This window comes from Janthinobacterium sp. BCJ23 (genome assembly GCF_059617945.1).
In genome coordinates this window covers 214,658-229,817 of sequence record NZ_JCAQAW010000007.1, presented here as the reverse complement: position 1 = coordinate 229,817, position 15,160 = coordinate 214,658, and the positions used below count along the sequence as shown (strand labels likewise).

Annotated in this window: 15 protein-coding genes; all 15 read left to right on the top strand. The window is 61.9% G+C overall.

The genetic code is table 11. From position 1 onward, the window contains the following. The 15 genes from ispG to AC54AG_RS21255 all read left to right on the top strand — a co-directional run bounded on the left by ispG (window position 1) and on the right by AC54AG_RS21255 (window position 15,159). Complete coding sequence (gene ispG, locus AC54AG_RS21325) at window positions 1-1,275, top strand: flavodoxin-dependent (E)-4-hydroxy-3-methylbut-2-enyl-diphosphate synthase (protein WP_070301527.1); 1,275 nt, start codon at window positions 1-3, stop codon at window positions 1,273-1,275. Between the two features lie 57 nt (window positions 1,276-1,332). Beyond that, window positions 1,333-2,694, top strand: a complete 1,362-nt coding sequence (gene hisS / locus AC54AG_RS21320; RefSeq protein WP_496631528.1) for a histidine--tRNA ligase — start codon at window positions 1,333-1,335, stop codon at window positions 2,692-2,694. A gap of 54 nt (window positions 2,695-2,748) precedes the next feature. Beyond that, on the top strand, window positions 2,749-3,417 hold the full coding sequence (locus tag AC54AG_RS21315; RefSeq protein WP_496631527.1) for a YfgM family protein: 669 nt from the start codon (window positions 2,749-2,751) through the stop codon (window positions 3,415-3,417). Between the two features lie 85 nt (window positions 3,418-3,502). Further along, window positions 3,503-4,648 (top strand): outer membrane protein assembly factor BamB, encoded by a 1,146-nt coding sequence (bamB, locus tag AC54AG_RS21310; RefSeq protein WP_034752030.1) that lies wholly within the window; start codon window positions 3,503-3,505, stop codon window positions 4,646-4,648. Between the two features lie 4 nt (window positions 4,649-4,652). Then, window positions 4,653-5,999: a ribosome biogenesis GTPase Der gene (der, locus tag AC54AG_RS21305; protein ID WP_034752028.1), complete on the top strand. Its 1,347-nt coding sequence runs from the start codon at window positions 4,653-4,655 to the stop codon at window positions 5,997-5,999. A 241-nt stretch (window positions 6,000-6,240) separates the two neighbouring features. After that, the gene (gene hfq, locus AC54AG_RS21300; protein WP_008450615.1) at window positions 6,241-6,477 is read left to right on the top strand and encodes an RNA chaperone Hfq; all 237 of its coding nucleotides are present in this window, start codon (window positions 6,241-6,243) and stop codon (window positions 6,475-6,477) included. A 114-nt stretch (window positions 6,478-6,591) separates the two neighbouring features. Continuing rightward, window positions 6,592-7,815, top strand: a complete 1,224-nt coding sequence (hflX, locus tag AC54AG_RS21295) for a GTPase HflX (RefSeq protein WP_034752026.1) — start codon at window positions 6,592-6,594, stop codon at window positions 7,813-7,815. A 2-nt stretch (window positions 7,816-7,817) separates the two neighbouring features. Continuing rightward, window positions 7,818-9,113 carry an FtsH protease activity modulator HflK gene (gene hflK / locus AC54AG_RS21290; protein WP_496631526.1) on the top strand — a complete coding sequence of 432 codons (1,296 nt, stop codon included), beginning with the start codon at window positions 7,818-7,820 and terminating at the stop codon, window positions 9,111-9,113. After that, window positions 9,113-10,000, top strand: coding sequence for a protease modulator HflC (gene hflC, locus AC54AG_RS21285; protein ID WP_331778046.1), 888 nt, complete (start codon window positions 9,113-9,115; stop codon window positions 9,998-10,000). The genes hflK and hflC overlap by 1 nt, the downstream gene beginning before the upstream one ends. A gap of 269 nt (window positions 10,001-10,269) precedes the next feature. After that, window positions 10,270-11,430: an ATP phosphoribosyltransferase regulatory subunit gene (locus AC54AG_RS21280; RefSeq protein ID WP_034752022.1), complete on the top strand. Its 1,161-nt coding sequence runs from the start codon at window positions 10,270-10,272 to the stop codon at window positions 11,428-11,430. A gap of 3 nt (window positions 11,431-11,433) precedes the next feature. After that, on the top strand, window positions 11,434-12,747 hold the full coding sequence (locus AC54AG_RS21275) for an adenylosuccinate synthase (RefSeq protein WP_034752021.1): 1,314 nt from the start codon (window positions 11,434-11,436) through the stop codon (window positions 12,745-12,747). 66 nt (window positions 12,748-12,813) lie between these two features. Continuing rightward, complete coding sequence (locus AC54AG_RS21270; protein ID WP_034752020.1) at window positions 12,814-13,359, top strand: phosphoribosyltransferase; 546 nt, start codon at window positions 12,814-12,816, stop codon at window positions 13,357-13,359. Between the two features lie 65 nt (window positions 13,360-13,424). After that, window positions 13,425-13,934, top strand: a complete 510-nt coding sequence (locus AC54AG_RS21265) for a GNAT family N-acetyltransferase (RefSeq protein WP_034752019.1) — start codon at window positions 13,425-13,427, stop codon at window positions 13,932-13,934. Beyond that, entirely contained in the window at window positions 13,931-14,857 is a 927-nt protein-coding gene (locus AC54AG_RS21260; protein ID WP_496631525.1) for a WD40 repeat domain-containing protein, read from the top strand. Before AC54AG_RS21265 ends, AC54AG_RS21260 begins: the two co-directional genes overlap by 4 nt. Continuing rightward, window positions 14,854-15,159, top strand: coding sequence for an NIPSNAP family protein (locus AC54AG_RS21255; protein ID WP_034752016.1), 306 nt, complete (start codon window positions 14,854-14,856; stop codon window positions 15,157-15,159). The genes AC54AG_RS21260 and AC54AG_RS21255 overlap by 4 nt, the downstream gene beginning before the upstream one ends. Window position 15,160: the final 1 nt, after the last annotated feature.

Genomic DNA, 15,160 nt, shown 5'->3' with positions numbered 1-15,160 from the left:
ATGGCTACCTCGAAAACAGCGATCGGCTCCGGTCCATCCGGCCGGCGCGACAGCCGCAAGGTGCTGATCGCGCACGGCCAGCGCCAGATCTGGGTGGGCGGCGACGCCCCCGTGGTGGTGCAGTCGATGACGAACACGGATACGGCCGACGCCATCGGCACGGCGATCCAGATCAAGGAACTGGCGCGTGCCGGTTCGGAACTGGTACGCCTGACGGTGGACCGTCCGGAAGCGGCTGCGGCCGTGCCCTACATCCGCGAGCAGCTCGACAAAATGGATATCGACGTGCCGCTGGTCGGCGATTTCCATTACAACGGCCATACCCTGCTCAACGACTACCCCGATTGCGCGCGTGCGTTGTCGAAGTACCGCATCAATCCGGGCAACGTGGGCAAGGGCGCCAAGCGCGACACGCAATTTGCGCAGATGATCGAAGCGGCTTGCCGCTACGACAAGCCGGTGCGCATCGGCGTGAACTGGGGCAGCCTTGATCAAGCCTTGCTGGCACGCATCATGGATGAAAACGCGGGCCGCGCCGAACCGTGGCCGGCGCAAGCCGTCATGTATGAAGCGCTGGTGACGTCGGCGATTGAAAACGCCGTGCGCGCCGAAGAACTGGGCCTGGCGCGCGACAAGATCATCCTGTCGTGCAAGGTCTCGGGCGTGCAGGACCTGATCGCCGTGTACCGCGAACTGGCGCAGCGCTGCGATTATCCGCTGCACCTGGGCCTGACGGAAGCGGGCATGGGCAGCAAGGGCATCGTCGCTTCGACGGCGGCCCTGGCCGTGCTGCTGCAGGAAGGCATCGGCGACACCATCCGCATTTCGCTGACGCCCGAACCGGGCGGCGACCGCACGCGTGAAGTCATCGTCGGCCAGGAAATTTTGCAAACCATGGGCTTGCGCAAGTTCGCGCCCATGGTCATCGCCTGTCCCGGTTGCGGCCGCACGACGTCGACCACCTTCCAGGAGCTGGCCGACAACATCCAGACGTATCTGCGCGAGCAGATGCCGGAGTGGAAGAAATCGTATCCGGGCGTGGAAGCGATGAACGTGGCCGTCATGGGCTGCATCGTCAACGGTCCCGGCGAATCGAAGCATGCGAACATCGGCATCAGCCTGCCCGGCACGGGCGAGTCGCCTGCCGCGCCCGTGTTTGTCGACGGTGAAAAAGTCGTCACCCTGCGCGGCGAACGCATCGTCGAGGAATTCCAGGACATCGTCCTCAATTATGTTAAAAGCCATTACGGCGCCGCCGCTACGGCAACGGCGTAGGTCGGATTAGCGCTGTGCGCGTCATCCGGCAATCAAGTTAAAGCAAAGAAGAACACTATGTCCGAAAATAAAAAGCTCGACAAAATCACCGCCGTCAAAGGCATGAACGATATCCTGCCAGCTGACGCCCCGCTGTGGGAACTGTTTGAAAACACGGCGCAATCCGTACTGCAAAGCTATGGCTTCCAGCAGATCCGCACGCCGATCGTGGAAGAAACGAAATTGTTCGCGCGCGCCATCGGCGCCGTGACCGATATCGTGGAAAAGGAAATGTATTCGTTCACCGATTCGATGAACGGCGACAACCTGACCCTGCGTCCTGAAGGCACGGCCGGCGTGGTGCGCGCCGTTGTCGAGCACAACCTCGTCTACGAAGGCCCGAAACGCCTGTGGTACAAGGGCCAGATGTTCCGCCACGAGCGTCCGCAAAAGGGCCGCTACCGCCAGTTCCACCAGTTCGGCGCGGAAGCCATCGGCTTCACGGGCCCGGACATCGACGCCGAGCTGATCATGATGACGCGCCGCCTGTGGGATGACCTGGGCCTGGAAGGCATCCGCCTGGAACTGAACTCGATCGGCGACGCGGCCGAGCGCCTGCGCCATCGCGCCGACCTGATCGCCTACCTGGAAAGCCACAGCGAGCTGCTCGACGAAGAAGCCAAGCGCCGCCTGCACAGCAATCCGCTGCGCATTTTGGATACCAAGAACCCTGCCATGCAGGACCTGGTTAATGGCGCGCCGAAGCTGCTCGAGTACCTGGGCGAGGAATCGCTGGCCCATTTCCACGACGTGCAGAAGATTCTGAACCACAACAATATTCCCTTCATCATCAATCCACGCCTGGTGCGCGGCCTCGATTACTACAACCGCACGGTGTTCGAGTGGGTCAGCGACAAGCTGGGCGCGCAAGGCACGGTCTGCGCCGGCGGCCGCTATGACGGCATGGTGGAAATGTTTGGCGGCAAATCGACGCCCGCCGTCGGTTTCGGCATGGGCGTCGAACGCCTGGTGCTGCTGATGAAGGACGCGGCCGAGCCGGAGCAGCCAGCCCAGTGCGACGTCTACCTGGTGCACCAGGGCGAGCAGGCAGGCTTGCAAGCGTTCGTGCTGGCCGAGCGGATTCGCGATGCCGGCCTGGACGTTGTGCTACATTGCGCAGCGAGCAACGGTGGCGGCAGCTTCAAGACGCAAATGAAAAAGGCGGACGCCAGCGGTGCGGCGTTTGCCGTGATCATGGGCGACGATGAAATCGCCAACCATGTCGCGACGGTGAAAGCCCTGCGCGAAGCCGATGCGGGCGCGCAGCAGAACACGGTGCCGTTCGACGATGTCGTCGATTACGTGGTGGACCAGATCATCGGCGACCACGATTGCGGCCATGACCACGGTCCTGGCGGCCACGTGCATCATCACCACTGATTTGACGCAAGACCGTTCTACCCTCGATCAACTACTCATTAAAACTGACGACCCATGGCATACGATCACGAAGAACAAGAACAACTGGCAACCCTCAAGGCCTGGTGGCAGCGCAATGGCAATCTGACCACCTGGGTCCTGATCGTGGCGCTGGCAGGCTACAGCGGCTGGGCTGGCTGGCAGTACTACCAGCGCACGCAGGCTGCGCAAGCGGGCCAGCTGTACGACGAACTGCAGAACGCCATCGCCGCCAAGGACACGGCCAAGGTGATGCGCGCGGCTGGCGACATGCAATCGCGTTTCAGCGGCACGGCGTATGCGCAGATGAGCGCCCTGGCCGCGGCCAAGGTGGCGTTCGACGCGAACGACCTGAAAACGGCCAAGACCCAGCTGCAATGGGTGGCCGAGCATGGCACGGAAGAGTACAAGGCCATCGCCAAGCTGCGCCTGGCCGGTGTCCTGCTGGATGAAAAAGCCTACGATGAAGCGCTGAAAGTGCTGGCAACGGCTTCCGTGGCGCAATTTGCCGGTGCCGTGGCCGACCGCAAGGGCGACATCCTGGTGGCGCAAAACAAGCTGGCCGATGCCCGCACGGCTTATCTGGCCGCTCTGGCCGCGACGGACAAGAACAATCCAGGCCGTCAGCTGATCCAGGTCAAACTGGAAGCGATCGGTGGTACGGTACCGGAAGACAAGGCCAAGGCTGACAAGGCCGCCGCCTGACAGGAACACTGATGGCGGGGCCGGGTGGCGTTGTGCGCCGCCCGCCTTGCCCTTACAAGTACAAGAAAAAGGTTGGATAACACTTATGCGTGTCACTGAAAAGCTGGTAGCTGCAAGTCTGTTGGCCCTGATGGCCGGTTGCTCGTCCTGGAACCCGTTCGCCTCGAAAGATCCGAAAGCCGAGCCGGCCAAGCTGGTCGAGTTAAAATCGAGCATCGCCGTGCGCGACGCCTGGAAGTATTCGATCGGCAAGGCTGGCGTGTACGCGTTTACGCCTGCGCTGGCTGGCAGCAGCCTGTACGTGGTCAGCGCCGATGGCGCGCTGGCGCGCCTCGATGCGGCCAGCGGCCGTGAAACGTGGCGCGTCAAGGCCGGCAGCGACATCACGTCGAGCCCGGGCAGCGATGGCACGGTCGTGGCCGTCGGCGCCGCCAAGGGTGCCGTGCTGGCGTTTGACGCCGATGGCAAGCAGCTGTGGAAGGCGCAGGCGTCCAGCGAAGTATTGACGGCGCCCGTCGTGGGACAGGGCGTGGTCGTCGTGCGCAGTGTGGACAACCGCATCGTCGGCTTCGACGCCAAGACGGGCGAGCGCAAGTGGACGGTGCAGCGCGTCACGCCGGCATTGACCTTGCGCAATGCGCCGGGCATGGCGCTGGGCGGCGCGAACATCTACGTGGCCCAGCCGGGCGGCAAGCTGCTGGCACTGACGGCGGCCACCGGTGTGGTACGCTGGGAAGTCGTCGTCAGCGAACCGCGCGGCGCAACCGAACTGGAGCGCGTCTCCGACATCGCCGGCACGCCGGTGGTGTACGAAGGCGAAGTGTGCGCCGTCACGTACCAAGGCAAGGCGGGTTGTTTCGATGCCGCCACGGGCGTGCCGCGCTGGACCAAGCCGATCTCGTCCGATGTGGGCGTGGCCGTCGACCAGCGTTTCGTGTTCACCGCCGATGACCAGGGCGCCGTCGTGGCGTTCAGCCGCGAAGGCGGCCAGAGCGCCTGGAAGAATGACGCGCTGGCGCGCCGCCGCCTGTCGACGCCGGCCTCCTACGGCCGCAGCGTCGCCGTTGGCGATTATCAAGGTTACATCCACTTCCTGTCACGGGAAGATGGTGCATTAATAGGTCGTGTCAGCACCGACGGTAGCCCGATTGTTTCGGCTCCCGTTGTTGCCGGTTCGAATTTGATTTTTCAAACCCAATCAGGGACAGTGACCGCTCTCGCGGTCGAGTAATACAATGAAGCCGGTAATTGCACTAGTAGGTCGACCCAATGTTGGGAAATCGACTTTATTCAATCGTCTGACCCGCTCGCGCGATGCGCTGGTGGCGGATTTGCCTGGGTTGACGCGCGATCGTCACTATGGCGAAGGCCGTGTCGGCGAACGTCCCTTCCTCGTCATCGATACGGGTGGTTTCGAACCCGTCGCCAAGGAAGGCATCATGCACCAGATGGCACTGCAGACCAAGCAGGCCGTGGCCGAGGCCGACGTGGTGGTATTCATCGTGGACGGCCGTCAAGGCCTGACCCCGCATGACAAGACCATCGTCGACTTCCTGCGCAAGAGCGGCCGTCCGGTCTTGCTGGTGGTCAACAAAAGCGAAGGCATGCGCTACACGGCCGTCGTGTCCGAATTCTATGAATTGGGCATGGGCGATCCGTATGCGATCTCGTCGGCGCACGGCGACGGCGTCAACGACCTCGTCGAAGTGATGCTGGACCTGGCGTTCGCGCAGCGTCCGGATGAGCCTGAAGAGCTGGAAAAGACCGACCGCGGCATCAAGATCGCCCTCGTCGGCCGTCCGAACGTGGGCAAGTCGACCTTGATCAATACCTTGCTGGGCGAAGAGCGCGTGATCGCCTTCGACATGCCGGGCACGACGCGCGATTCGATCGAAATCCCGTTCGAGCGCGATGGCCAGCAATACACCTTGATCGACACGGCCGGTATCCGCCGCCGCGGCAAGGTGTTCGAAGCGATCGAGAAATTCTCTGTCGTGAAAACGCTGCAGTCGATTTCCGAAGCCAACGTGGTCGTGCTGATGCTCGACGCGCAGCAGGATATCTCGGAGCAAGACGCGCATATCGCCGGCTTCATCCTGGAATCGGGCCGCGCGCTGGTCGTGGCCGTGAATAAATGGGATGGCTTGCAATCGCACGAGCGCGATGAAATCAAGATCGATATCGACCGCAAGCTCGATTTCCTGTCGTTCGCGCAGATGCATTTCATTTCCGCGCTGAAAGGCACCAACATCGGACCACTGATGAAGTCGCTCAACGCCGCGTATGCGGCCGCCATGTGCGATTTGTCGACGCCGAAGCTGACGCGCGCCCTGATCGAGGCCGTGGAGAAGCAGGAGCCGCGCCGCAAGGGTTCGATCCGTCCGAAGCTGCGCTATGCGCACCAGGGCGGCATGAACCCGCCTGTGATCGTTATTCACGGCAATGCGCTCGACGCCGTCGGCGACCCGTACAAGCGTTATCTGGAAAAACATTTCCGCGATACGTTTGCCCTGGTCGGCACGCCGCTGCGCATTGAATTGCGTACGGGTAAAAACCCGTTTGCACGCACGCCAAGCAAGTAATGTTTTAAATGCTGAATTAAGTGCATATTAAGGCGCCGCGGAGATAATGCGGCGCCGACAGTCATTTAATGGCTGTTTGCATGAAAATAATAAAGTGTTAATGCGCCATGCGCGACAGCGATCGCGAAAACAGGTTACAGTAGCTATGACGCATCTTTCTTTCTTTGAAAGGTGTGAGAGCACTTGAAATCAAGCGAGTCGCCTCCAATTCTTACACAACAACATAAACAACGGAGCTGTTATGAGCAACAAAGGGCAACTGTTACAAGACCCATTCCTCAATGCATTACGCAAAGAGCATGTTCCTGTCTCGATCTACCTGGTCAATGGCATTAAATTGCAGGGCCATATCGAATCGTTCGATCAATATGTCGTATTGCTGCGCAATACGGTGACACAGATGGTGTACAAGCATGCCATCTCGACAGTGGTGCCGGCCCGTGCCGTCAATCTCAATATTGAATCTGAAGCGGAGTAAAGCGTTGAGCTTGACGGCCCAGCGCCTTTCACCGTCCATCGCCCCCGTCCGCGCCAGCGGCGCTGATGCGTTTGCATCGGCGTCGGCGTCCGCCACAACTCATCAGATGCCATCATGCGCGCGGCACTAGTCGGAGTTGACTTCGGTCACAGCGACTTCGCCGCCAGCATGGAGGAACTCATGCTGTTGTCGCGTTCTGCTGGCGCAGACCCGATTTCCACCATCACGGCCAAGCGTTCCAGTCCCGACTCCGCGTATTTCGTCGGCAGCGGCAAGGCCGATGAAATTGGCGACGTCGTCGTCAACGATGGCCTGGAAATCGTCATCTTCAATCATGCCCTCTCGCCTGCGCAGCAGCGCAATCTGGAAAAGCGCCTGAATGTGCGCGTGCTCGACCGTACCAGCCTGATCCTCGACATCTTTGCGCAGCGCGCCAAGAGCCACGAGGGCAAGCTGCAAGTCGAGCTGGCCCAGCTGCAGCATCTGGCCACGCGCCTGATCCGCGGCTGGACCCACCTTGAGCGGCAAAAGGGCGGTATCGGCTTGCGCGGTCCCGGCGAGACGCAGCTCGAGACCGACCGCCGGCTGATCGGCGACCGCGTCAAGGCCTTGCGCGCCCGTCTGGAAAAGCTGCACAAGCAGCGCGAAACGCAGCGCCGTGCGCGCGGCCGCAATCACACATTCTCGGTGTCCCTGGTCGGCTATACCAATGCCGGCAAGTCGACCCTGTTCAATGCCGTGACCAAGGCCGGCGTGTATGTCGCCGACCAGTTGTTCGCCACGCTCGACACCACCTCGCGCCGGGTTTACCTGGGGCAGGAAGTGGGCAACGTGGTGATCTCCGACACGGTCGGCTTCGTGCGCGAATTGCCGCATCAGCTGGTGGCCGCATTCCGTGCCACGCTCGAAGAAACCATCCATGCCGATTTGCTGCTGCACGTCGTCGACGCCGCGTCGCCGGTGCGCATGGAGCAGATCGAGCAGGTCAACCTGGTCTTGAAAGAGATCGGCGCCGATCATATTCCGCAAATCCTCGTGTGGAACAAGATCGATGCGGCCGGGCTGGAGCCTTCGGTGGAGCGCGACGAATATGCTACGATCAGTCGCGTGTTCGTCAGTGCGCAGAAGGGCAGCGGGCTCGACCTGCTGCGCGATGCGATCGTCGAGATGGCCAGGAAGGCGCCCGGTTCGGCCCACCTGTATCAGAACGACGAAGCACCGCAGGAAGATCAGTTTGACGGTCAGTACGACCAGCACGATGGCGCCGCCCCGGACCAGGACGAAGAGCCTGGCGAGGACGATAGGATTTCCACCCACTCCCAAGTCGGAACACGATAGTTATGCTTGTCTCCCTACTCAAAAAAACAGGCTTGAAGTTGTCCCTGAACGATCCCCGCTGGGGCAATCGCAAGGACGACGGCAAGAAAGCCCAAGAAGGCAAAAAGCCCGGCGAAGGTCCGCCGGACCTCGATCAGTTGTGGCGCGATTTCAATCAGCACCTGAACGCCTTTTTCGGACAGAAGAACCGTCCCGACAATGGCGGCAATAACAACGGCGGTGGCGGTGGTCCGCGCCCAGACATGAAGGGCGCCGGCATCACCGCAGGCGTGGTCGGCGTGATCGCCGTCTTCATCTGGCTCGCCAGCGGCGCCTTCATCGTGCAAGAGGGCCAGAGCGGCGTCGTGCTGACGTTTGGCCAATACACGCGCACGGCGCCGGCCGGTCTCAACTGGCGCTGGCCGTATCCGTTCCAGACCGATGAAACCGTCAACGTGTCGCAGGTGCGCACGGTGGAAGTCGGGTATCGCACGTCGCTGCGCAACAAGCAGGCCAGCGAGTCGCTGATGCTGACGGACGATGAAAACATCATCGACATCCAGTTCGCGGTGCAGTACACCTTGAAAGATCCGGTGGAATGGCTGTTCAGCCTGCGCGACCAGGAAGACACCTTGCGGCAGGTTGCCGAAACGGCGATCCGCGAAGTGGTCGGCCGCAGCAAGATGGACTTCGTGCTGTATGAAGGCCGTGAAAAAGTGGCCTTCGACACGCAAAAATTGATGCAGCAGATTCTTGAAGATTACAAGTCTGGCGTGTTGATCAACAACGTGACGATGCAGGCCGTGCAGCCGCCGGAGCAGGTGCAAGCCGCCTTCGACGATGCCGTCAAGGCAGGCCAGGACCGTGAACGCCAGAAGAATGAAGGCCAGGCCTACGCCAATGACGTCATTCCGAAAGCACGCGGCGCGGCATTCCGCCTGGTGCAGGAAGCAGAGGCCTACCGGGCCATGGTGACCGAGAACTCCGAAGGTAATGCGTCGCGCTTCAAGCAGGTGCTGGTCGAGTACCAGAAGGCGCCGGCCGTCACGCGCGACCGCATGTACCTGGAAACGATGCAGCAAGTGTTCAGCAGTGCCAGCAAGGTCATGGTTGACGCCAAGACGGGCAGCAATCTGCTGTATCTGCCGCTCGACAAGTTGATCGCCCAGCAGGCGGCGTCGGACGCCTCGGCCGCGGCAGCGCGCGCCACAGCGGCCGCACCCGCAGCCAATACCGTAATGCCACAGGAAGCCATGCAGACAGTAGAAGTCAATTCGCGTCGCGACAGCCGCTCTTCGCGTGAACGGGAGAGCCGCTAATGAACCGTATCGTCGCCGCCCTGATCGCGGGCTTTATCGCGATCATGCTCCTTTCCTCGACCGTGTTCGTGGTCGATCAGCGTAAATACGCCATCGTCTTCGCCCTGGGTGAAGTCAAGGACGAGATCAGCAAACCAGGCTTGTACTTCAAGCTGCCGCCGCCGTTCCAGAACGTCATCTACCTGGACAAGCGCATCCTGACGCTCGACACGCCGGAGCCGGAGCGCTTCATCACGGCCGAGAAGAAGAATATCCTCGTCGACGCGTATGTGAAGTGGCGTATCGTCAATCCGAAGACTTATTTCCGCAGCTTTGGCGGCGATGAAAGCCGCGCCCGCAACCGCATGTCGCAAATCGTCAAGGCCGCGCTGAATGATGAAATCACCAAGCGCACGGTGCGCGAAGTGATCTCGGGCGAGCGTGGCAAGGTGATGCAGGCGATCAAGGCCAAGGTGGCGGCCGAGGCCGAGGCCATCGGCGTGGGCATCGTCGACGTGCGCCTGAAGCGCGTCGATTACGTCGAGCAGATCAACAACTCCGTGTACGAGCGCATGAAGTCCGAGCGCGTGCGCGTGGCCAACGAGCTGCGTTCGACCGGTTCGGCCGACTCCGAGAAGATCCGCGCCGACGCCGACAAGCAGCGCACGGTGATCCTGGCCGAAGCGTACCGCGAAGCCGAGAAGATCCGCGGCGAGGGCGACGCCAAGGCATCGCAGATCTATGCGGAAGCGTTTGGCAAGAATCCGGAGTTCTACAAGTTTTACCGCAGCCTTGAAGCCTACCGCGCCACGTTCAAGGACAAGGGCGACGTGATGGTAGTCGATCCGAGTTCGGAATTCTTCAAGTACTTCAAGGGCGGCGGCGCAGCCGGTTCGGCCAAGAAGTAAGACAGCATCGGGACTGCCCCCGTCCGCAACGACGGGGCAGTAGCAGCGGGGCCGGCATCAATTCCGGCCCCGTTTTTTTGTGCCCGTCAGGTTGTTGCGGGAAGGCGTAAAATGCGGTGTTTTTAGGGCTGCGCGGCAGCGTTTCGGACAACTTATCCCTAAAGGCCCGTGTTTTCGCGTAAAATATCAGGTTCGGCCTCTTGCCTGGCGCGCCTGCCGCTGCCTCGCATGATGCATTTTTTCAACTTTCTTCCGTATCTCGCTCCCTCATGCCGAATTGGCTTTTGCCCGAAAATATTGCCGATGTTCTGCCGTCGGAAGCGCGCAAGATCGAAGAGCTGCGCCGCCTCATGCTGGATAATTTCCGTCTGTACGGATATGAACTGGTGATGCCGCCGCTGCTCGAGTATCTGGAATCGCTGATGACCGGCGCTGGCAAGGATACCGACCTGCGCACGTTCAAACTGGTCGACCAGCTGTCGGGCCGCATGCTCGGCCTGCGCGCCGACATGACGACGCAAGTGGCGCGCATCGACGCCCATCTGCTGAACCGTGCCACCGTCACCCGCCTGTGCTACGCCGGCAGCGTGCTGCATACCCGTCCGTCGGGCTTGCACGCCACCCGCGAACCGCTGCAGATCGGCGCCGAAATCTATGGCCACGCCGGCCTGGAAGCCGATGCCGAGATCCAGGAACTGGCGCTCGCTTCGCTGGCACTGGCCGGTTTCGATAGCGTTCGCCTGGATTTGTCGCACGTCGGCCTGTTGCGCGCTATCATTGCGCAAGACGCCGCCGCCGAGCGCGACGAAGCTGCGCTGTACGCCTTGCTGCGCGCGAAAGATGCGCCGGGCCTGCGTGCCCTGACCGCATCCTACGATGCCGTCACGCGCGATGCGCTGCTGGCCTTGCCGAACCTGTATGGCGACATCGACGTGCTGGCGCGTGCGCGCGAAGTGCTGCCGCCGTTGCCGGGCGTGTTGAAGGCGCTGGCCGAACTGGCCGCGCTGGCAGGATCTGCCCTGGGCCGCGCCGAAGTGGCGATCGACCTGGCCGACCTGCGCGGCTACCAATATGAAAGTGGCGCGATGTTTGCGCTGTATGTACCTGGCTTGCCGAACGCGGTTGCGCGCGGCGGCCGTTATGACCACGTCGGCGAAGCGTTCGGCCGGGCACGTCCCGCGACCGGCTTCTCGCTTGATTTGCGCGAACTGGCGCGCCTGTTGCCGACCGCGGAACGGAAGCATTCGATCCGCGCGCCGTGGGGCAGCGCGCCAGAATTGAAGGAAAAAATCGCCGAGTTGCGCAAGGCGGGCGAGGTCGTGATCCAGAGTATGCCGGGTCACAGTAATGAACAAGACGAGTTCGAGTGCGATCGCGTGCTGGTACTTGCCGATAATGGTAGTAGCTGGATTCTTAAAAACTTAGGTTAAGTGATGTCAAAGAAAATTATGGCAAAGAACGTCGTTGTCATCGGCACCCAATGGGGCGATGAAGGTAAAGGCAAGATCGTCGACTGGTTGACCGATCACGCCCAAGGTGTGGTGCGCTTCCAGGGCGGCCACAATGCAGGCCACACGCTGGTCATCGGCGGCGTCAAAACCGCGCTGCAGCTGATCCCGTCGGGCATCATGCGTCCAGGCGTCGCCTGCTACATCGGTAACGGCGTGGTCGTTTCCGTGCCGGACGTGCTGCGCGAAATCGACAAGCTCGAAGCTGTCGGCGTCGAAGTCGCTTCGCGCCTGAAAGTGTCGGACGCGGCGCCCGTGATCCTGCCTTACCACACCGCGATCGACCTGGCGCGTGAAGCCAAGCGTGGCGATGCGAAGATCGGCACCACCGGCAAGGGCATCGGCCCTGCCTACGAAGACAAAGTGGCGCGCCGCGCGATCCGTATCGCCGACCTGCTGAACGAGAAGCGCTTTGCCGAAAAGCTGGCCGAAAACCTCGATTACCACAACTTCGTGCTGGAAAACTACCTGAAGGCGCCGAAAGTCGACTATCAGAAGACCCTCGACGACGCGCTGGCCTATGTGCCGCGTCTGCGTCCGATGGTCACCGACGTGTCGAGTGCGCTGTACAAGGCGCACAAGGCCGGCGCGAACCTGCTGTTCGAAGGCGCGCAGGGCTCCCTGCTCGACGTCGACCACGGCACCTACCCGTTCGTCACCTCGTCGAACTGCGTGGCCGGCAATGCCGCCGCCGGTTCGGGTGTCGGTCCTGGCATGCTGCACTACATCATGGGCATCACCAAGGCTTACACGACGCGCGTCGGTTCCGGCCCGTTCCCTTCGGAACTGCCAACGGATGCGGGCGTCGGCCACCACCTAGCGCAAGTCGGTCATGAATTCGGCACCGTGACGGGCCGTGCCCGCCGCTGCGGCTGGTTCGACGCCGCCTTGCTGCGCCGCTCCGTGCAGATCAACGGCGTGACGGGCATGTGCCTGACCAAGCTGGACGTGCTGGATGGTATCGAAACGCTGAAACTGTGCACCGGCTACACCATCGATGGCGTAGCCACGGACATCTTCCCATCGGGCGCCGAAGAAGCCGCCCGTTGCGTGCCGGTGTACGAAGAGATGCCAGGCTGGACGGAAAGCACGGTCGGCGCGAAATCGCTGGCGGCGCTGCCGGCAACGGCGCGCGCTTACATCAAGCGCATCGAAGAACTGGTCGGCGTACCGGTGGACATGGTTTCGACCGGTCCGGATCGTGAAGAAACGATCGTGCTGCGTCACCCATTCGAATAAGCTGCTGGACACAATCCGCCGCAAGGCGGATTTTTTTAATCACGCTAATAATAAGATTCCACTATCATGACTACCCCACAATCGAACGATCAACACCTCTGGGTCAACTGGGAAGAATACCACCGCCTGATCGAGCGCCTGGCGCTCAAGGTCTACGAATCGGGCTGGAAATTCGACCAGGTATTGTGCCTGGCGCGCGGCGGCGTGCGTCCCGGCGACGTATTCTCGCGCATTTTTGATTTGCCACTGGCCATCCTGTCGACCAGCTCCTACCGCGAAGACGCGGGCACGGTGCGCGGCGACCTCGATATCGCCAAGTACATGACCATGACCAAGGGCCCGCTGGCCGGCCGCATCCTGCTGGTCGACGACCTGGCCGATTCGGGCGTCACGCTGGACAAGGTCACGCGTCACCTGAAGGAAAACTTCCCTGACGTGACCGAAGTCAAATCGGCCGTGATCTGGCTGAAGGGCTGCTCCGTCGTGCGTCCCGACTACTTCCTCGACGAATTGCCGCACAATCCGTGGATCCACCAGCCATTCGAAGACTACGACGGCCTGCGTCCGCACCAGCTGGCGGCGTGGATCAAGAAGGGCGAAGCAGGCAAGTAATTGCGTGCGCGCTTGCAAAAAAAAGACGATCGTGTATCGTCTTTTTTTTCGTCCAAGGAAATGCGATGACCATACTCACGACGGCGCGCCTGCGCCTGGAACCGATTACGGAAAACCACTACGAGCGCATGCGCACGCTCAACACCGATCCCGAGGTGATGACCTACCTGAACGCGGGCCAGCCCGAAAAGGAAGAGGACACGCGCGCCGCCGTCAAGCGCGTCACGGGCCGCTGGGCCGAGTGGGGTTATTCCTGGTGGGCGCTGATACGCCTCGATGATGGCGAGATGGTGGGCATGGCCTGCCTGCAGCATCTCGATGGCGACAAGAGCAAGCCGCACGAAATCGGCTGGCGTCTGGCCCGCACGGGCTGGGGCCAGGGCTATGCCAGCGAAGCGGCAGCGGCCATCGTCGCGCATGCGTTCGACGTCGTCGGCGCGCCCGAAGTGGTGGCCGTGGCGCACCCGGACAATGCCGCCTCGATCAAGGTCATGACGCGCCTTGGCATGCAATACGTGGGCATGGAACGCCATTACGATATCGATAGCGTCGTGTACCGCCTGGCGCGCCCATGACAGCAAGGCCGAAGTCCTTGACGCTGGGCTGCGCCTACGGCGTGCGGTTTTCGCCCGATGGCACGCGCCTGGCCGTGCTGGGGCGCGACCTGGTCCTGTGGGACGTGGCGGCACGCCAGAAACTGTGGCGCGGCAAGTTCATCGCCCACTGTTCCAGCATGGCCTTTTCGCCCGATGGCGGCCGGCTGGCCATCAAGAGCACGACGGGCCTGCAGGCTGTGGTGGATGCGCAGGCGGGCCAGGTACTGCTGAACTTCCAGAACAAAAAGGATGGCGAAGGCTGCGGCCCCGCGTGGTCGCCGTGCGGCCGGTATCTTGCCGACGGTGGCTGGGATGGACGCCTGCGCGTGCGCGACGCGCAAACGGGCGACCTGCTGTTCACGCAGGCGCACCCTGGCGAAATGCTGCGCGCAATCTACGCCATCGATGGCGGGCGGCGTTTGCTGGTCCTCCATGGCATCAAGTCGGTGGAGGAAGGGCAGGTGCAGCCGCCCGACTACTGCAGCGTGTGGGACTGGCCATTGCAAGCGGGAGGCGGGCGCGTGGTGCTGTCGCTGCCCAAGCTGGCGTCGTGCGCCCCATCGCCCGATGGCGAGCGCCTGGCCGTGCTGCATTACGCGGGCGGCGACGAGTATCTGTCCGTGCATGCGATGGATGATGGCCGCTGTCTGGCCACGGCGCCCGTGGAAGCGGGCGCCGGCACGGGCGACGCCTTGCGCTGGCTGCCCGACGGCAGCGCGCTGGGACGCATCGGCAAGGGCAAGCTGTTGTTCTACGCCTGGCCGGGGCTCGGCGTCCTGGCGCAGGAAGATTGTACGTATCCCTGCGCGCTAGACTTTTTGCCTGGCTCGCCATTGGCCGCCATCGGTTCCTGGGAGTCTGGCATGCTGATGGATCTGAACGTTCACAAGGAAAATACATGATTACCTGCTACCTGCGTTACATCATCGACCCCTACAAATTGCGGGAATTCGAAGCCTACGGCAAGCTGTGGATACCGCTGGTCGAACGCTTCGGCGGCCAGCACCATGGCTACTTTTTGCCATCGGAAGGCGCCAGCAATGTGGCGCTGGCCATGTTCTCGTTCCCCAGCCTGGCCCTGTATGAGCAGTACCGCAGCGATTCGATGCAGGACGCCGAATGCCAGGCCGCCTTCCGCTATGCCGAGGAGACGCGCTGCATCGTCAGCTATGAGCGCAGTTTTTTCCGCCCCGTGTTTGCCTGAA